Origin of the sequence: Suttonella ornithocola (assembly GCF_001889065.1) — a bacterium.
GTDB classification, from domain to species: domain Bacteria; phylum Pseudomonadota; class Gammaproteobacteria; order Cardiobacteriales; family Cardiobacteriaceae; genus Suttonella_A; species Suttonella_A ornithocola.
In genome coordinates, this window is the sequence record NZ_LWHB01000054.1 from 1 (window position 1) to 19,365 (window position 19,365).

At 41.5% G+C, this 19,365-nt stretch carries 16 protein-coding genes, 3 tRNA genes and 2 pseudogenes; 8 read left to right on the top strand and 13 right to left on the bottom strand.

The genetic code is table 11. The annotated features are described in order from the left end of the window. The coding region (locus A5N85_RS16040) for a hypothetical protein (protein ID WP_211268072.1) at positions 1–195 on the top strand (195 nt) is incomplete at its 5' end. A gap of 308 nt (positions 196–503) precedes the next feature. Next, complete coding sequence (locus A5N85_RS04425; protein ID WP_072576147.1) at positions 504–962, top strand: FKBP-type peptidyl-prolyl cis-trans isomerase; 459 nt, start codon at positions 504–506, stop codon at positions 960–962. 39 nt (positions 963–1,001) lie between these two features. Here the strand turns inward: A5N85_RS04425 and A5N85_RS04430 are convergent, their stop codons facing one another. The 5 genes from A5N85_RS04430 to A5N85_RS04450 form a co-directional block, all read right to left on the bottom strand. Then, a complete protein-coding gene (locus A5N85_RS04430; protein ID WP_072576148.1) occupies positions 1,002–2,159 on the bottom strand; it encodes an ABC transporter permease in 1,158 nt (385 codons plus the stop codon). Further along, positions 2,156–3,346: an ABC transporter permease gene (locus A5N85_RS04435; protein WP_072576149.1), complete on the bottom strand. Its 1,191-nt coding sequence runs from the start codon at positions 3,344–3,346 to the stop codon at positions 2,156–2,158. Before A5N85_RS04435 ends, A5N85_RS04430 begins: the two co-directional genes overlap by 4 nt. Next, on the bottom strand, positions 3,346–4,386 hold the full coding sequence (locus A5N85_RS04440) for an HlyD family secretion protein (RefSeq protein ID WP_072576150.1): 1,041 nt from the start codon (positions 4,384–4,386) through the stop codon (positions 3,346–3,348). Before A5N85_RS04440 ends, A5N85_RS04435 begins: the two co-directional genes overlap by 1 nt. A gap of 8 nt (positions 4,387–4,394) precedes the next feature. Next, positions 4,395–5,963 carry a TolC family protein gene (locus tag A5N85_RS04445; RefSeq protein ID WP_072576151.1) on the bottom strand — a complete coding sequence of 523 codons (1,569 nt, stop codon included), beginning with the start codon at positions 5,961–5,963 and terminating at the stop codon, positions 4,395–4,397. A gap of 264 nt (positions 5,964–6,227) precedes the next feature. After that, positions 6,228–6,749 (bottom strand): MarR family winged helix-turn-helix transcriptional regulator, encoded by a 522-nt coding sequence (locus A5N85_RS04450; protein WP_072576152.1) that lies wholly within the window; start codon positions 6,747–6,749, stop codon positions 6,228–6,230. 119 nt (positions 6,750–6,868) lie between these two features. Between A5N85_RS04450 and A5N85_RS04455 the strand changes: the two genes are divergently transcribed. Continuing rightward, positions 6,869–8,056 (top strand): CynX/NimT family MFS transporter, encoded by a 1,188-nt coding sequence (locus A5N85_RS04455; RefSeq protein ID WP_072576153.1) that lies wholly within the window; start codon positions 6,869–6,871, stop codon positions 8,054–8,056. Between the two features lie 189 nt (positions 8,057–8,245). After that, a complete protein-coding gene (locus tag A5N85_RS04460) occupies positions 8,246–9,295 on the top strand; it encodes an alpha/beta hydrolase (protein WP_211268073.1) in 1,050 nt (349 codons plus the stop codon). A gap of 87 nt (positions 9,296–9,382) precedes the next feature. Here the strand turns inward: A5N85_RS04460 and A5N85_RS04465 are convergent, their stop codons facing one another. After that, positions 9,383–10,231: an MBL fold metallo-hydrolase gene (locus tag A5N85_RS04465; RefSeq protein WP_072576155.1), complete on the bottom strand. Its 849-nt coding sequence runs from the start codon at positions 10,229–10,231 to the stop codon at positions 9,383–9,385. Between the two features lie 247 nt (positions 10,232–10,478). On the opposite strand from A5N85_RS04465, the pseudogene A5N85_RS04470 reads away from it, so the two are divergent. The 4 genes and pseudogenes from A5N85_RS04470 to A5N85_RS04480 all read left to right on the top strand — a co-directional run. Next, positions 10,479–10,673: pseudogene (locus A5N85_RS04470) on the top strand (DNA cytosine methyltransferase); the annotation flags it as partial. 80 nt (positions 10,674–10,753) lie between these two features. Next, positions 10,754–10,885: a hypothetical protein gene (locus A5N85_RS16915; RefSeq protein WP_281268153.1), complete on the top strand. Its 132-nt coding sequence runs from the start codon at positions 10,754–10,756 to the stop codon at positions 10,883–10,885. Between the two features lie 82 nt (positions 10,886–10,967). Beyond that, on the top strand, positions 10,968–12,002 hold the full coding sequence (locus A5N85_RS04475; protein ID WP_245936072.1) for a PIN domain-containing protein: 1,035 nt from the start codon (positions 10,968–10,970) through the stop codon (positions 12,000–12,002). Between the two features lie 241 nt (positions 12,003–12,243). Continuing rightward, positions 12,244–13,203: a GlxA family transcriptional regulator gene (locus A5N85_RS04480; protein ID WP_072576156.1), complete on the top strand. Its 960-nt coding sequence runs from the start codon at positions 12,244–12,246 to the stop codon at positions 13,201–13,203. Between the two features lie 906 nt (positions 13,204–14,109). Here the strand turns inward: A5N85_RS04480 and A5N85_RS16430 are convergent. From A5N85_RS16430 to nrdA, 7 genes and pseudogenes are all read right to left on the bottom strand, one after another. Further along, positions 14,110–14,680, bottom strand: a pseudogene (locus A5N85_RS16430) (transposase); the annotation flags it as partial. Positions 14,681–15,175: 495 nt separating this feature from the next. Continuing rightward, positions 15,176–15,252 (bottom strand) — tRNA-Asp (locus tag A5N85_RS04495). Between the two features lie 30 nt (positions 15,253–15,282). Beyond that, positions 15,283–15,359, bottom strand: a tRNA-Asp gene (locus tag A5N85_RS04500). Between the two features lie 3 nt (positions 15,360–15,362). Further along, positions 15,363–15,438, bottom strand: a tRNA-Val gene (locus tag A5N85_RS04505). A gap of 73 nt (positions 15,439–15,511) precedes the next feature. Continuing rightward, on the bottom strand, positions 15,512–15,835 hold the full coding sequence (gene yfaE, locus A5N85_RS04510; protein WP_072576158.1) for a class I ribonucleotide reductase maintenance protein YfaE: 324 nt from the start codon (positions 15,833–15,835) through the stop codon (positions 15,512–15,514). A 79-nt stretch (positions 15,836–15,914) separates the two neighbouring features. Further along, entirely contained in the window at positions 15,915–17,051 is a 1,137-nt protein-coding gene (nrdB, locus tag A5N85_RS04515) for a class Ia ribonucleoside-diphosphate reductase subunit beta (protein WP_115306179.1), read from the bottom strand. A gap of 17 nt (positions 17,052–17,068) precedes the next feature. Continuing rightward, a complete protein-coding gene (gene nrdA / locus A5N85_RS04520; RefSeq protein ID WP_072576160.1) occupies positions 17,069–19,345 on the bottom strand; it encodes a class 1a ribonucleoside-diphosphate reductase subunit alpha in 2,277 nt (758 codons plus the stop codon). Positions 19,346–19,365: the final 20 nt, after the last annotated feature.

Genomic DNA, 19,365 nt, shown 5'->3' on the forward strand with positions numbered 1-19,365 from the left:
GCTAACCCCCATTCAGCTATAATCCAAACAATCATTTTTGATCATAAAACCCTTTTTTCCCCGCTCTTTAACAACCGAATAAAAAACAAATACTTGCAACAAGCAAAAAAACAAAAGGTCAACCAACAAAAAACCTTTAAAACCCTTGTGGCAAGTGCATCAAATCGAATAAAATTCGAGTTCCCCGCCGCATAGGCGGCTTAGAAAACCAACCAATTTCTTAACTCAGATGGCATTGTGTTCCCCGCCGCATAGGCGGCTTAGAAAACCAACCAATTTCTTAACTCAGATGGCATTGTGTTCCCCGCCGCATAGGCGGCTTAGAAAATCTTATTTTCTGCGCGATAGACCATTTGTCTGTTCCCCGCCGCATAGGCGGCTTAGAAATTACTTTAAATTATTCCTTTCTTAATCGTTAGCTGTTAAACCTTAGATAAAAATTCGCCTTTGCTAGACAGACGTGTTACCCTCAAAACCTGATTTTGTTTCAAAAAGGAAATCTTATGCCGATAAAAAAAGGCGATAAAGTTCATATTCACTACACCTTAACCAATGATGCCGGTGAGGTTTTAGACAGCTCAGAAGGTCGCGAACCTCTAGCTTATACCGCTGGTTCTGGTGAAATCATCCCTGGTTTAGATAATGCTCTAATGGGCAAAGAAGCTGGTGAACACGTTGATGTCACTATTGCACCCGCCGAGGCTTATGGTGAGCGTTTAGAAGAAGCAGTTCAACAATTACCGCGCGAACAGTTTGCCAATATTCCAGAATTAGCGGTTGGTATGCCATTAACTGCTGAAACGCCTAATGGTCCACTAACGGTATTTGTCGCTGATATCAATGACCAACACGTTACCATTGACGGTAACCATCCTTTAGCGGGAGTTACGCTACATTTTTCTGTAGATATTGATAAGGTAGAAACAGAAGATAGCGGTCCTAAAATCATTTTGCCAAACTAATTTTTATTGAGTTTTCACGCCGCATTTTTGCGGCGTTTTTTATTGCTTGCTTGGGCGCCCTCGCCAACACACCAGTAAAAAGCCAATCATCGTTATTATCGCCAAAACGAGTAAATATTGAATATTATCTCTGATAGGTGCATTTAGCTGATTAAAATTCACACCAGCGTTAATCGCTGAAGTGCTCGGAAATAACCAACGAATTCCCTGTAAAATAGGCGGTAATTGCTGTACTGGCCAAGAAAATCCGCTAACAAAATAAATCGGAAGTGAACTAAAAATTAACACTTGCATTGCCCGCTCTCTATCTGCAACCACCAGTCCAATTAAGCAGCCTAATATTGCCACACAAGGCGAAAATATCCCTATCAGTAACAAATTACCTAATGGATTTCCGCCATGACTATATCTCCAAAGCGTAAACAGCCAGCCCGTATAGCCTAAGCAAATAAACCAATGAATCAGACTTAGAGCTACAATTCGCGCAAACCAAATTCGCATAGAAACATGCGCGCTTCCACGCTCAATCCACGTTCCTATTAACATGGCGCATCCAATCAGCAAAGTTTGCTGCAAAATCAGCCAAGCAACGGCGGGCACAACGTAGCTGCCATAGCCTTCATTTGGGTTGTGTAAGGGATTGATTTTTAATGGTACTGGATCTCGAATCGCATTCGCCATTTCTCTACCAATTCCCGAAGCGGCTAATTGCTTGAGTTCTATTCCTGCCGATACTGTTCCAACCGCTTCTGCAATTCCTTGCTGAGCATATTTGCTGGCAAGAATATAGCTGCCATTTCCCACCATATTGACAACATTTTCTTGTCCTTGACTTAAATGCTGCTGCAAATTGGCTGGAATGACCATAAATGCCATAATTTCATTTGTTAATAAGGCTTGACGCGCTTCTCGTTCGCTCGGTAATACTTGTATTTCTACGGAGGGAACGGCATCAACAAATCGAATAATTTGACGCGATAGCGTACTATGGTCATGGTCCACAATTGCTATTGGAATATGGCGAACAATTTGATTGCTATATGCCCATGGATAATAAGCACCATAAATTAAGGGCGCTAATACCATGATAAGAAGCACCCCCATATCCGTAAATACGGCTTTGATTGTCCCCAAGAAGCTCCGCCAAAAGCGATGCGGAAAAGAGGATTGTGATGAGGAAGACTGTATTGTTTTCATCGTGTTCCCCACCGATGTCGTCTATTTAATGCTCTTAATGTCAGCAAAATAGAAAGTATTGCCATGACTGAAACCGCGATTAAAAATCCGAAGGTCGTTGACAAAGCAGATTGCCAAGGCACATGAGTTTCCATTTGCGCTACTTGTAAGCGTAAATAATGGGTAAGTGGTAGCATTTCTGCAACGATTTGCGCCCCTTTAGGCATAGCAACAATGGGATAAGTCATTCCAGAGTAAGCAAATGCTGGAGCTGTAATAATTCCAGCATTTGATAATCCCATTCGCATTGACATTAAGCCTGTTGTGAGAATGACGCCTAGCCATAAAGAAACCAACATCATCATCCATAAATTAAAAGCCGTAATCAATAAGGATGGAAGCGTTGTTTTTTCCGCATTTTCAATCAGCATTAACGTTAACAAACTCCAAAAGGTAAACGCTAACATCTGCCAAAATAACTTACCATTTAAAGCGGCTAACATTGCCCAAAACCGCCCGATTTTCTCTTTTCCACAAACGCCTCGAAACCAATGTCCTAACGTTTTATCCCGCAGTTCACGCCCAATGGCTGAAACGCCAACGACGGTTGCTAAAATATGCAACAGTGCAGGAATAATCGTTGCCGCCAAAAATTGTTGATAATTCGTTGCCAAATTAAATGCCATTTTAGGGTCGGGCTTAATGGGAAATAAAACTGGCGTTAATCCCAATTTAATGCGGACTTTTTGCTCTATTGCGCCAGAAAACGTTCGGACTGCGCTTGATACGCCCGCCTGAACAATGCCTGAGTGTGTTCCATATTGCGCATTTACTTGCAGAACAACGGGAGACGGTCGCATTTGTAAAATATGCTGCTCAAAATCACGCGGAATCACCAATACGGCAAATACCTCTACGGCTTTTAAAGCGGCTTTTGCTTCCTGCTGATTCGCAAATTGTGCCGCTATCCGAACATTTGGCGAAGCATCTACCATTCGCGTTAATTGGCGAGATAATTGACTATGACTTTGATCTAAAACGCCTATCGGCAAAGCATGCACTTGTGCACTAGAAAATGAGTACCAAATGAACCCCACCGCTAAGGCAGGCAGCAACGTTAGCATAATGCGGTCGGTCGTATTATTTAATAATGCACGACCTTCTAAAAAAGCACTGCGCCAAAAAATGCGCCATAACGCTCGTATCATTATGGCTGATTCGCAGCTGTTGCTGGATGATTGATTGAAGCCTTCTCTACAGAAGAATGCGCAGGCAATGGCACTAAAACACTCATCCCTGGACGCATACCTTGGATAATTTCTATCGGACGCGCTTTTACTAAAAACGTCCGCATATCAAATCCTTCATCACTACGCGTCGGGCGCCACGTCGCAAAATCAGGTAAAACCGCACTGGCATACACTTTAAATCGAACACTACGTCCGTTTAACGCTGGCACTTGACCTTCAAATTCGCTTCCTAGCGCAAAAAACTGCAAATAATCTTCGCGCACATTAAGCTCTAAGCGCTGATCTTCTAAATTGACCAAAACCACAACAGGAATACCTTTGCCAACAATTTCTCCCGCATTGGGCATAACAGCAGATACTTCGCCAGCAACAGGACTTTTTAACGTTCCCTCATCCTCAGCAATCATTGCTTCTTCTACCACCGCTTGTCCTTGGCGTGCTTGTGCTTGTGCAGCTGCAATATCTTCTTTTCTAGCACCCTCTTTCGCCATTTCATATTGCGCGCGAGCCGTTTCATATTGACGTTGTGCGCTTTGATATTGCGCGTTAGCTTCATCATTTTTTTGCCGACTCAGCAGTCCTTCATTGGCCAACGTATGGACGCGTTGATACGTTTTTTGCGCCACTTCCAATCCTGCTTTTGCGCGCATCATTTGCTCATAAGCCATTTGAATTTCTTGAGGACGCGCCCCTGCTTCCGCTTTTTTAGCGATGGCTTCAGTAGCATCACGTGCTGCTTTGGCTTGAGCTACCTTTGCATCAATTTCTGGCGTATCCATACGAAGAATGGGAGAATTTACTACTAACTGATCCCCCTCAGTAACAAAAACCTCCGCCACCCGACCAGAAATTTTTGACGCGATATTTGTCGATTGCGCTTCTAACTGTCCTTGTAAAACCACTGGCTGTGGCAACGTCGCTTCTCGAAAGCCCCAAACCATAACAGCAGCCAACCCTACTAAAATTCCTAATCCTACGAATGCTTTTACGATTTTCATTCTTTGCCTTACCAAGACGCTTCATCAATATGCGTATCTGCTTCTGCCAAATAAGTCGCTAATTGCTCATCTTCTCCGCTTGCTTCTAATAAGCCAGCCAATGCCACAACATATTGATAAGCCGCTTGTGCGCGCTCTGTTCGCACCTTAGCTAAATTGGCTTCAGCATCATTAAGTTCAATCACCGTATTGAGCCCTTCCTTAAATCCAGCATTGCGTAAACGAACCACTTCTTTCGCCAGTTTCACTTGTTCAGCCAAACTATCAAATCTAGCTCTCGCATCATTAACGGCCAACCACTCTTTTTCTACCAATAATTTCACATCTCGAATGGCTTGTTCCTCAACCAAATCCACCTGCGTTAAACTTTGCTCAGCCGCCTCTTGCATTTTACGACGGTTAACGGGGCTATTGATGGTCCATTGCGCAGTCACACCAACCACCCAATCTGGCGAATGTCTTTTCACTTCATGCAAACCAAACGCTGCAACCGTCGGCTTCCAAGCAGAATCAGATAACCTCTTCATTGCTTTTGCTTGCTCACGTTTAGCAGCAATTTTGGCAAACGCAGGATATTGCGCCAATGCCTTAGTCTGAAAAACCTCTAATGAAGGCAGCGGACGATGATCAACAAATAATGCACTCACTGGGAAAATCGCTTTTCCTTCTAATAACGCCGCTAAAGCACGCTCTGCCAGTCGCAAATCATCTTTTGCCTTTTCTAATTGATACTTTGCATCCGCCAAAGCAGTCGCTCCTTGCAAACGCTCTACCTTAGCAATCAACCCTAAATCCAACATTCTTTGCGCAGCATGATCGTGGGCTTTAACCGCATCTAAAGCATCCTCACGAACCGCCACCGCACTTTTTGCCAGCTGCACCAAAAAATATCGCTCTGCCAATAAGCGCAATAATTGAGACTCCGTTTCCAACACCTTGCCCCTTTGCACATCCGCCCTTCCTTTAGCAAAAGATTGCACAGCATCAATTTTCCCTCCCGTATAAAGAGGCAATAACGCACCAACACTGGCACGAGAAAAATTATCCGACTTAGAAACCGAAATATGCTCAGGCAAACGCTCTGCCATTGCTTGAGCAGAAGGCAAATGCCCTAAAGCCGATGCTACATTTGGCGACAATTGCCCTGCCAACAATCCCAAAGCCTCATTTAAAGAAGTACCCGTAGCAATTAAGCGATTACGCAATTCTGCTGTACCCACATCCGCCGCCAAATGATATCGTCCTGCATTTGCACTGGTAAATATCATCGATTGGTGTAAATCATTTAAAGCCTCTGCTTGCAACTCTTGCGCACGCAAAGCCGCTCGTTCTGCCGCCAAAGCATGAGAATGCTGCTTTACATATTGCATCGCCGTAACATAATCGAGCGGCTGCGGCAAAGTTACCTTAGAATCATTGACCTCTAGCGCTAATAAAAGCGCTTTTTGCTCATCTAATGGAATAGCAGGATTCGCTACAAAAGAAGCAGACGGTTTATCTTCAGGTCCATTCTCTTTGAGAGTTACACACCCTGTCAGTACCAAAACGGGTAAAATCGCCCAAATCACAGCGCGCATAAACAGAACTCCTATATAAAAATTACAATCCCGGCAAGCATAAAAAAGCAGATACAAAGATTACGAATATTGTTTTAGACAGAAGTGTATAGTCTAGCAAAATTCCAAATAAACATTTCTTTGCTTTCATTAAATTTTATTTTTCATAACAAACTCATACTAATTTATTTATAAAATCAAATTTTACTACTACTTTTATAGCCAACTTCCCAAAAATGCATACAACGTTAATCCAATATTCAATTTGAAAACCGCATCCTATCTCTAATTACGGTATGCATTTTTAGGAAGCCCTGCTATATCCTCTAAAGTCATTAACCATTGTGATAATCCCTCATCCAAATGCTTTCGCATCTTTGGTTGTAGCAGAGATACCAGCTGCTTTTCATTTTCTACATGCTTTTCTAACACCTGCTCAATCAAGACTCTTCCTAATTCTGTTAATTGAACTAGCGTACTTCTCGCATCTTCTGGATTAGATAAGCGGCAAATATATCCTCTACTTTCTAAATTTTTCAGACGCGCAGTCATCGTGCCAGAAGTGACCATCAAAGCAGAGAATAAATCCGTTGGCGATAACACATAAGGCTCTCCAGAGCGACGTAAAGTTACCAATACATCAAAACTTGCTGCGGTTAAACCAAAACTTGCAAATACTTCCTCTAACTGCACCTGTACCAAAGCAGTGCATCGTAAAAGTCGCCCAATTAACGCCATAGGCTCGGCATCTAGCTCTGGCATCGTTTCCTGCCATTGCGTCAAAATAAAATCGACATGATCAGACATTTTTCTTTACCTCAAGATAAAAACCTTATATAGTAAATTTTATCTTAACATCAAGATAAAAAGAAAGCCGATAATAACCTCTTTTTATCTCCCCTCATCCAATACCTTTAGGCGTTGATATGACTTCACAAAAAACTTCTACTATTTCAACCACACTATTTGCCATAGCAGTCTTTCTCTTAGCCATTAACTTACGTCCAGCCATTATTGCAGTAGGACCTGTCATTGAAATTGTGCAAAAAGCCCTGCAAACCACACCAATCATGATGGGCGTAGCAGGCACTTTACCCGTGTTTGCCTTTGCAATCTGTTCGCCTTTTATTGCCACACTGGCTAGACGCTACAGCGCAGAAAAAACCATTTTAGCCAGTCTAATCATTATTGGCATAGGTTGCATTGTCCGCTCCAGTTTTAGCAATATTTGGAGTGTTTTGCTCGGAACCTTCATCCTTTGTGCGGGTATTGCGGTTGGTAACGTTTTGCTATCTTCGGTTATCCGCCATCATCGCCCACAATACGTTGAACGCCTTACCGCCTTACAAATGCTTGCCTTTAGCCTTAGTTCTGCTATCGCATCTGGCGTTGCTGTTCCTATGGCACACTGGTTTAATTGGCAAACTGCGCTAGGTATCTGGGGAATAACCGTTATTCCAGCCTTTATTGTTTGGTGGAAGCTTGGACAACAAACCCGCCCTCAAAATCAAAAAACATCTGAACAACCCCAAAAACCTGTATGGCAAGGCAACATTTGGAAAAGCCCTCTAGCTTGGAAAATCAGCATCTATATGGGTTTACAATCTATGATGTTCTACACACTAGCCAACTGGCTACCTGCACTCATCTCTGCCCGTGGTTTTTCAGAAATACAAGCTGGTGGCTATGGCACAATCTTTCAATTTGTCGCCTTTCCAACAGCGCTCGCGCTTGCACCGCTTGCCGAACGCTTTTCCATTCGCTATCTTCTGCCAAGTTCCTGCTTATTCATCTTAGTCGGTTTTATCATGCTTTGGTATGCACCCACTTCCCTTATGTGGCTTTCCACCACCTTACTAGGCATTGGCGGATGTGCTAGCTTTACTTTCTGCCTAATGCTCTTTGCTATTCGTGGAAAAGATGCTGCACAATCTGCTGCATTATCTGGAATGGCGCAAACCGTTGGATATCTTATTGCCTCTGTAGGACCAGTTTCTATCGGATATCTTTATCAACTATCGGGAAACTGGCAAATGCCTATTCATGCAATGACCGCAATTATCATCATTCAACTGATGCTTTCTGTCTTTGCTAGCAAAAAAGCAGCGCTATAGCTAAATATTTTTTAAAAAAATAATTTAGAATTAGAAAATCAGGTAGTGGTTTGGAAAGCATGCTGGACTATGACTTAATAATTTCAACAATAATAAAATATATAAATTTCAATATATTATATAGATATTTTTTTTACAGAAATTACTCAGCATACTTTTTAAACCACCATCCGTATTTTTTCCACCCTATTGGCATCAATATTTTTCCTAGGAGAACAGAGCATAGCCAACCCCATCAATTACCAAGACAACCCATACACCTTAGTCTATGCCGACGCCATCAGCCAAAATGAAACTGGCAAAGTCAACATTCACCCCGTGCAATACACCGTCAACGGCATCACCATCGCTGCCAACGTCTACACCCCCGCTCACTTCGACCCCAACAAAACCTACCCCGCCATCACCGTCGCCCACCCCAACGGCGGCGTCAAAGAACAAGTCGCAGGGCTGTACGCACAAAAACTCGCCGAACAAGGCTACATCACCATCGCTGCTGATGCCGCCTACCAAGGCGCGAGCGGCGGCGAACCACGGCAAACCGACAAACCCTTTAACCGCATCAACGACATCCACGGCATGGTGGACTTCCTTCAAACCTTCCAAGGCGTAGACCCCCACCACATCGGCGCGCTAGGCATCTGCGGCGGCGGAGGCTACACCCTAGCAGCCGCCCAAAGCGACAAACGCATCAAAGCCGTCGCTACCGTGAGCATCTTTAACACAGGCCTTGTACGCCGCAACGGCCTTGGCGACAGCCAAATCAGCACCATTCAACAACGCTTGCAACAAGCCGCTGAGGCACGCAGCAAAGAAGCGCAAGGCGACGTGGAATACAGTGCCAACGCCGATTTAAGCAAAATCACCCAAGAAGACATCGACAAAATGCCCGCAGGACTCTACCGAGAAGGCTTTGAATACTATGGAAAAACCCACTACCACCCCAACGCCACCCCACGTTACACCACCAGCAGCCTACTAGACTTAACGACCTTTGACGCCACCGACCACGCCGACCTCATCGACCAACCCCTACTTATGATAGCGGGCAGCAACGCCGACACCAAATATATGACTGATGAAGCAATACAAAAAGCCACAGGTACAACGGACAAACAAGCAATCATCATCGACGGCGCCAGCCACATCGACACCTACTGGAGACCTGAATATGTAGGTCAAATTAGCGATCAGCTCAACCAATTTTTCAGGGCAAAATTATCAGCAGCAAGCAAGTAGCATAAGTTAAAACAGCTGAAAAAAATATACGGCATTTTTCAATCAAAAAGAAAAATGCCGTATATTTTTGTTTGTTTCTTAATCCTATTAAAACCCAATCTTTTCACCATCATAAGGTACGCTCACTCGGTCATTCAAGCGATTTTCTTGCACAAATTCGCGCATATCTTTGCGGCTGACCGCACCGTGATTGACCGCATCCATATGTACCGTGATGATTTTTGCTTGTGGAGCAACTTGATAGGCATGCGCCACATCTTCTTTGCCCATAATAATGCCGTCATTGGGGAAGGCATTCACGCGCGCCGAACCCGTATTCATCACCAGCACATCAGGCTTGTGGCGTTCCAGTGCCTTGCTCACATCCGCCGTCCACAGCGTATCGCCCATCACATACACCGTTTTGTGTTCGGGAGCGGAAAACACCACGCCCATCGCATCGCCCAGAATGTCGCCCAGCGGTTCGACTTCATACATCGCTACCGTACCGTGCGCACCACCCGTTTTGCTCAAGGTAACATTGCCAATTTTCAGGCTGCCTGCCAGCACACGAACATTCTTAAAACCCTGATTGCGAATGGCTTTAGCATCATTTTCATCTTGCACGATAATCGGCAAATCTTTAGGCAATAGCTTTTGCGCCGCCTCGTCCCAGTGATCCAAATGCGTATGCGTAACCACCACCGCATCCACGCCTTTGAACACCTCTTGCGCAGGCATTGGCAAATCAATCAATGGATTGCGCAACTCGCTGTGCAACGTGCCTTCAAAGCCCGCATAAGCCCCTTTATCCGCTAACATCGGATCAATCAAAAAAGTTTCGCCCGCATATTCCACTTTGGCGGTGGCGTTGCGAATGTGCTGATAACTATCGGCGGCAAAGGCTTGCGTGGCAAGGGTGGCGCTAATGGCAGCGGTAGCAATGATTTTTTTCATCAAAAATTCCTTCAATACAGTGAATAAACAACGAAGCATATTGTGCCTACCCACACAAAACAAAAACATTGACCGATTCTCCAAAAAGCGAAAAAATCAGGTCAAAAATAACCGCGCTTGGTTTTTTCCGATAGCCTGATGAATAGAGGCTACCTGAAAACTCTCCGGGTAGATTTTCATTTAGGGAGCGTGTTGAGCGTGTTATAATTATCGCTAAGAAATTGTTAAAAATAGATATTTTTGGAGTATGTTTGTGAATATCCTGAGTTTATTTTCAGGGGCGGGCGGATTAGATTTGGGCTTTGAACAAGCGGGATTTCATATCGTGATGGCCAATGAATACGATAAAAGCATTTGGCAAACTTATGAAAAAAATCACCCAAATACACCATTGGATAAAAGAAGTATTGTTGAAATTGATGCACAAGAAGTGCCTGATTGTGTATTTACATACTGATGAATAAAGAAAAAAGAATTCTGCTGCAAGCAAAATTTTTACCTATTTCATAATAGGAAGTATAAATGAAACACCTTTTAATTGATTTTGAAAATATTCAGCCAAAAAATTTGGATCAAGTGTCGGAAAAAGAAACGCATATTTGGTTATTTTTAGGTGTTATAGTGCGATCAGCTAAAAAACAAAACATCCTATAGCCCTTATCTAGCCATTCTGGCGGTAGATAACGTTCTGTTTTTTAGCTGATTTGACTATAATCATAAAGCCTTACCTATTGAACTGGTTCAATCCTTACTTCGATTTGGCGAGCGTGTTCATATCATACGATTGCAAAAAGCAGGCAAAAATGCTTTAGATTTTTATCTAAGCTATTATTTGGGGAAAATCACCGCGATTGATCCTAAAGCAATTATTGGTATTTTATCTAAAGATGGCGGTTATGATATATTAGTCGAACATATTTTAGCTAATCAAAATGCAGAGAGTATTATTAGATTAGATAGCGTTGAAAAAGTGCGGCAGGAAATGATATGCCAAAAGAGTATAGAAATTGATTTTACTGCAAGCGATACTGATATAAAAAATATTGAAGTTAAGGAGAATCATCAGTCTCTTGCACCCTATTTTCAGACCACCTTAATAGCGTTGCGCGCACCTAATGCTTTTCACCCCAGTCGGCTGAATAATTTACAGCAAAATTTACGCAAATACATATTAAAAGATTTATTCTCTGATAAATCAGAAGAAGAACAAGATAAAATTATCAATCTTGTGATCAATAAGCTAAAAGCATATAACTTAATTGCTATTAGCGAGCAAGGTTATATTAAATATCATATAAGCAATGATGATATTTTATTGAAAATTCAGCGTTATATCTTACATATCAAACCTAAATCATTTATTGATTTTCGGGCAGCCGTACAAAATCGTGCAAGTGTTTTTGGGTTGGATACAGATATTCACAGCATTCAGAAATTTGCTCGTCATTTAAGAGAACAGAATTTAATTCGTCAGAATAAAGGAAAAATAGAATATCCGCCTTTCTCTGAAGCATTGCCCTCACCATCGGTAGAAAATAGCGATTATCCTGATCAAAGTGTGTGGCAAAAAGTGGTTGCTGCACTTTCTGTTGCTTCTAATAAAAGACCTAATAAATTAAAGTCCTTGCAAAACACGATTAAAGCACATATAAAATGCAGTGATCAAGAAGTAACCAAAATAGTACAGTATTTAGCAGACCATCATTTTATTAAGCTAGATAATAATAAAATCACTTATACAAATAAACTTTCAGCAAACTCAAAAACATAAATTTTTAACGTAATAATTTGTATTATGGTTTGAAAAACATACGCTTCAGGCTACCTGAAAACCATTGTTAAAATAGTGAGACAAAAAATATCGAATTTATTTTGCCTTATTATTTTATTAAATCAAAAATAAACAAGTCAGTCTGAAACCTAATTAACCATTGCAAAGAAAATAACAAACACATCATTAGCATTTTGACCAAACCAGCCAATCACCATCAACACCACCCAAAAGAAAAACGATGACCACGCCCCAAGTCGCCTTAGTCTTGCATCCGCAATTTAACCCATTTCAATTTGCCATACCGCAACGCGTGTTTTCGTTGGCGATAGAGGATAACACATTGTTTCATCTAAACATCGTAGCGGAAAAACAGGAAGATTGTTACGGCGAACAAGGCATTTCTGTGCCAGCAGACGGCGATTTATCCCTGCTTGAAGCGGCAGATATTGTCGTTTGCTTTGGTTGGCACGACCTCGCCCAAGCCCCAAGCCCTGCCATGCAGCAGGCTTTTCAAGCTGCCTATCAGCGTGGCGCGTTGATGGTTGGGCTGTGTTACGGCGCATATCCGCTGGCGTATAGCGGTATCTTAAACGGCAAAAAAGCTACCACCCATTGGCTGGGCGAAGCGGATTTCAGACGGCGTTTCCCGCACATTCATCTGGATATTGGCGCAATTTATATCGAAGAGGAGCAAGTGATGACCTCCGCAGGCACAGCAGCGGCGCTGGATTGCTGTTTGGCATTGGTGCGGCGGATTTATGGCGTAAAAATCGCCAACCAATTGGCGCGCGTGCTGGTGGTTTCGCCGCATCGAGAAGGCGGACAAGCCCAGTTTTTAGAACGCCCCATCGCCCGCCCTACCGCCAGCGAAAACATCAACCAACTAATTGAAAGCATTCAACAAAATCTCACACAAAACCACAGCATCAACGCCTTATCCGACCGCCTGAACATGAGCCGCAGCACCTTTACCCGCCACTTTCGCCAAGCCACAGGCATGGCATTCACCGAATGGCTAATCGAAATTCGCCTACAACACGCGCGCGAGCTGCTGGAAAGCACAAACTTAACCATCGAACACATCGCCAACCAATCAGGCTTCCACTCCGCCACCGCCCTGCGTCAGCATTTCAAACACAAATACCACATCAGCCCCAGAATATGGCGAAAACGGTTTGGAGAGAAATCATATAGCTGAGCCCAAAAAAATACATACGGTACTTTTTGATAGAAGACTGTTTTCAAAATGAATATTGAGTTAACGCTGTATGCATTTTTTGGGGAAGTTGGCTATAGAGTCTGTATAGAATTCAGGAATTGAAAAAAGATAAGCAACGCCTCACATTCATGTTTACTACAACAAAAACACAAAGCACTGCCTATGACGCAAACCATACTCAAAGATGAATATTGGCACAAGCTGAGACTTTTGCAAAATTCCGTTTTACACTAATTTTTGCTACTAGTAGAAAAATTAACACCATAATTTTAATATATTTTTAAATCGAAAAATTGAAATTTCTCTATTCTATGTTTTTTTGCAAAGGTATCAAGCTACGCATTATATTGCGTCAAATAAACGTCTATGACAAGCCCAATTTAAGACTGACTCTTGAAGCAATGTTATATCGAATAAGGGTGGGATGTCTGTGACGAGGCATATCTGAATATTTTGGTAAATGGAGACCTTTGTAAAATCCGACAAAATAGGAAAAGTTCAATTTTTTGAATTTTGAACGCTCTAGACTAGCAGGAACAACCTGTTAGTCTAGAACTTATTTTAAAAAATTGGAAATTTTTGAGCATTTCTCTCTTAAAATTCCTTTTTTGAGGCTTTTCAGCCTCGTATTGCATCATTTAGGCGCAATACTCCATATGAATCTTATTCCCGGTCTAGAGCAGGTTCAGGCAGATGGCTTTTAAATGGCATTGCCCCTCTACCCTGATTAGCCCGGGACCTTTGCAAAACCCCCTAAAAATAGAGAAATTTCAATTTTTCAAATTTTAGAAATATATTAAAATCAGAGTGTTGAATTTTCTGCTAGTGGTAAAAATTCGTGTAAAACGGAATTTTACAAAGGTCTCAGCTCGCGCATTTGCCGCTAAACTTACGATATAATACCCCAAAGACTCGTTCTATAACATAGCGCATTTTTGACAGTAGTTTGTTACGGGCTTTCTGTGCTTGACTCAGCGATTGGCTTCTGCTGGCTTTTTCCATTATGTCGTCTTTTAATCCTTTTTCTCGTAAGCGTTGGCGGTTTGCTTGACTGCTGTAGCCTTTGCCGGCATAGACAGTTGTACCTGCGTTTAGGTTTTCTGGTAATGCCTCAAGGTGTTGGCTTTCATGCTCGTTAGCGCTGCTGAAGTGCAGCTGTTCGATGTAGCCGTCTTGGTCTGTCAGGGCGTATTTTTTGTAGCCTAGAGTGTCGGGTAACAAGGCTGTGTTCAAGCTCTAGGTCTGAGAGGCTGTGCTATTGCCCGGGTAAGATAGCTTTAAACATCGCTAATGGTTCATAAGGTGGGCGTCCGCTATGTTCCTGACGGTATCGGAATTGTTGCAGGCTTTGGCGTATGGGATTCCAGTCAATAACGGCTTGAAGCTTGAGTAAAGGAAATCAATCGATGTGTTTGGCAATGATGCTTTTGGTGCTTTGTTGGAAGAAGGTTGTCATGTTTTTTTCCTCTGTATCGGCTCAAGAGAAAGATTAGTGGGTTTTTAGGGTTTTGCAAAGGTCTCGCAGTGGTATTCAAGTAATCATTGAAAAGCATGAGCATGAGATACTTTGGTTACCGCCCTATATAGCTAAATAGATTTGGTTAGCATACAAATTGACAAGCCGAAAGTATTAACTTAGTAAGGAAAATAATCTAATAATGTATGCGAGTTAAAGGAGTTTAGCTATAGTCCAGACTTAAATCCCATTGAAAAGATGTGGGCTTGGAGTAAGTACACAAAGAATGGCGGATGGATTGTATTGATACTTTATTCTTTTATACGCTTTGGATTGAGATGACTTTTGACTGATTTAACTATATATTAAAATCAAAATATCATTTTTTTTATTAGTAGTGAAAATTTATCAAAAACGTCTGAAAGATCTAACCTTATTTAAGGTCTGTATTCAATATTTGAATTTTTAGGCAATAAAGTGATATGAATATAAAAATGGCGGAATGGACGGGACTTGAACCCGCGACCCCCTGCGTGACAGGCAGGTATTCTAACCAACTGAACTACCACTCCGCAGAAAGAAACTTAAAGAGAAATAAAAAATGGCGGAATGGACGGGGCTCGAACCCGCGACCCCCTGCGTGACAGGCAGGTATTCTAACCAACTGAACTACCACTCCGCGTGGTGGATGCTATAGGACTCGAACCTATGACCCACGCCTTGTAAGGGCGTTGCTCTACCAACTGAGCTAAGCATCCATCTCTTTATGAGAGATGCGCATTATAGCGATATTCTTTTTCATGACAAGAGTGTTTTTTACTTTTTTTGATATCACACTGATTTTTCAGAAAGCATTTTTTGATTTTTAGGATAGTAAATACCCGTTTCTACAGTAGATAATTCAAATATTTCAGAAACTATTTTTAAATCTTTTCTGACAATAGCACAGCAACTCAATAATTCATCTGCGCGAACATAAGCCAATGGAGATGAAAGATATGCCACTTCTCCTTGTAAGAATTTTAATCGACAGCTCCCACAATATCCTTGCCGACATTGATACTCTACACAATATCCCTCTCGCTCAAGCGTTTCTAAAATGGTCTCTCTTTCTCGGGGATAAAGCGTTTTTCCATTAATTTCAATAATAGGCATAATGGCATTCTCAATTTAACAATAAAAAGTAATAATACTATTTAAAAATAGCGTTATTACATTCAGGCAAGATATATAATTACAGTTCAAACTCATCCAAATCATCTAAATTGACTTCACTGTCAATTTGACCAATAAGATAAGAACTAATTTCAACTTCTTGAGGTGCCACTTGCACATTATCTGAAGATAGCCAAGCATTTATCCAAGGAATAGGATTTTGCGTACTATTTGGGAATGCAGGTGTTAATCCAACAGCGCTCATCCGAAGGTTGGTAATATATTCTACATATTGACATAAAATATCGCGGTTTAGTCCAATCATTGAGCCATCTTTAAAGAGATAAGCTGCCCATTCTTTTTCTTGCTCTGCTGCAATAGTAAAAATGCGCTGACATTCTTCTTGGCATTCCTTAGCAATACTTACCATTTCAGAATCATCCTGCCCATCACGCATTAAATTAATCATGTGCTGTGTGCCAGTTAAATGCAAAGCCTCATCGCGCGCAATCAGTTTGATGATTTTTGCATTGCCTTCCATCAATTCTCTTTCAGCAAAAGCAAAAGAACAAGCAAAAGAAACGTAAAAGCGAATGGCTTCCAATACATTTACGCACATTAAGCATAAATAAATTTTCTTTTTCAATTCTCTTTTGGTCACAACAATTTCACGACCATTACAAATATAAGTACCTTCACCATATAAAAGATAATGCTGAGAATACTCAATCACATCATCATAATAAATTGCAATATCTGCTGCCCGCTTTTGAATATACTCATTTTCTACAATATCATCAAATACTACACCGGGGTCATTGACGATGTTGCGAATAATATGGGTATAACTACGAGAATGAATGGTTTCAGAGAATGCCCAAGTTTCAATCCATGTTTCTAATTCAGGAATAGAAACTAAAGGCAATAATGCCACATTTGGACTACGCCCTTGAATAGAATCCAATAAAGTTTGATACTTTAAATTACTAATAAAAATATGCTTTTCATGCTCTGGCAAGTTTTGATAATCAATGCGATCTTGCGAAACATCCACCTCTTCTGGTCGCCAGAAAAAAGACAATTGTTTTTCAATAAGCTTTTCAAAAATTTCAAACTTTTGTTGGTCATAGCGTGCCACGTTAACTGGCTGACCTAAAAACATTGGTTCTTTTAAAGGATCATTCTTTTTTTGAACGAAAGTTGAATAATTTTTCATCGCCATTTTACTATTCCTTAAATTTTGCAAGCGCCGCCAGCGCATTCATCAACAAGGTCGGTTTGTTTATCAGATGCCCCATCACGCGTATTGTGATAATACAAGGTTTTAATGCCTAACTTATAAGTCAGTAATAAATCTTTAATCAGTTGCTGCATAGGAACTTTTCCATTAGCAAACCTTGCAGGATCATAACTAGTATTGGCAGAAATAGATTGGTCAACAAATTTTTGCATTACACCAACTAATTCTAAATAGCCCTTATTCTCTGGTAATTGCCATAACAATTCATATTGATGCTTCAAACGCTCAAACTCTGGAACCACTTGTTTCAAAATACCATCCTTAGAGGCTTTTATTGAGACATATCCTCTTGGTGGCTCAATACCATTAGTAGCATTGGCAATCTGCGAACTAGTTTCAGAAGGCATCAATGCGGTTAACGTCGAGTTTCTTAAGCCATGTGCTTTAATTTGTGCACGCAATGCCTCCCAATCTAAATGCAATGGCTCTTGGCAAATGGAATCTAGTTCTTTTTTATACGTATCAATTGGAAGCAAACCTTGTGCATAAGTAGTTTCATTAAATGCTGGGCAAGCACCATACTCTTTCGCTAATTGATTACTGGCTTTTAGCAAATAATATTGAATGGCTTCAAATGCCCGATGCGTTAACGCTAACCCACTACCATCAGAATACCGAACTCCATTCTTTGCTAAAAAATAGGCATAGTTAATCACGCCTACGCCTAAAGTACGGCGATTCATTGTCGCTCGGCGAGCAGCTTCCACTGGATAATCTTGATAATCTAATAGCGCATCTAAAGCTCTAACAATCAGCTCGGCTACTGGCTCAATATCTTCCAAACGTTCAAAAGCACCAAGATTGATTGCTGATAACGTACACAAAGCAATCTCTCCATTGGGATCATGCAAATCATTTAAAGGCTTAGTAGGCAGTGCAATTTCCATACATAAATTAGACTGACGTACAGGCGCTAATGCTGGATTAAACGGACTGTGAGTATTACAGTGATCAACATTTTGAATATATAAACGCCCCGTGCCAGCGCGCTCTTGCAACATCAAAGAAAATAAATCCACCGCAGGAACCACTCGCTTACGGATACTATCGTCTTGCTCATATTGTTCATAAAGGCGCTCAAATTCTGTTTGGTCGGCGAAAAATGCTTCATAAAGACCTGGCACATCTGACGGTGAAAATAGCGTAATGTTGCCTTTCTTCAATAAGCGCGTATACAACAAACGATTTACTTGTACGCCATAATCCATATGACGAACCCGATTTTCTTCTACGCCACGATTATTTTTTAATACCAGTAGCGCTTCAGCCTCATAATGCCAAAGCGGATAAAAGAGCGTTGCCGCACCGCCTCGTACGCCACCTTGAGAGCAACATTTCACTGCTGTTTGAAAAAGTTTGTAAAATGGAATACAACCCGTATGTCTTGCTTCACCATTACGAATAGCAGAACCTTCCGCCCGAATTCTTCCAACATTTACACCAATCCCCGCACGCTGAGAAACATAGCGTACAATCGCAGAAGTAGTCGCATTAATAGAATCTAAACTATCGCCACATTCAATCAACACACAAGAACTAAACTGTCGAGAAGGCGTACGCACCCCACTCATGATTGGTGTTGGCAAAGACAATAAAAAAGTAGAAGCTGCATCATAAAAACGCTTCACATAATCTAAACGGGTTTCTTTAGGATAGCGCGCAAACAAACACATTCCCACCAACATATACAAAAATTGCGGACTCTCATAAACTTCCTTTGTTACGCGATTTTGCACCAAATACTTACCTTCCATTTGCTTTACTGCCGCATAAGCAAACTTCAAATCTCTATCATGGTCGATATGCACATTTAAAATTTCAAACTCATCTGGCGTATAATCTTGCAAAATATGTGCATCATACTTACCAGCTTCGGTCAGCTTTTTGACATGTGCATATAAATGTGGCGGTTCATATTGTCCAAAAGCAATTTTACGCAAATGAAAAATGGCTAAGCGCGCGGCTAAATACTGATAATCGGGATTTTCTTCAGAAATCAAATCAGCAGCAGATTTAATCAACGTTTCATGAATTGCTTTGGTCGTAATACCATCATAAAACTGGATGTGCGAACGCATCTCCACCTGTGAAACAGAAACATTACGCAACCCCTCGGCTGCCCAATTAACTACACGATGAATTTTATCTAAATCCAGCTTCTCTTTACGCCCATCACGCTTAGTTACCTGAATTGTTCCCGAGTCACTCATAGCAATCCCTTTAAACACAA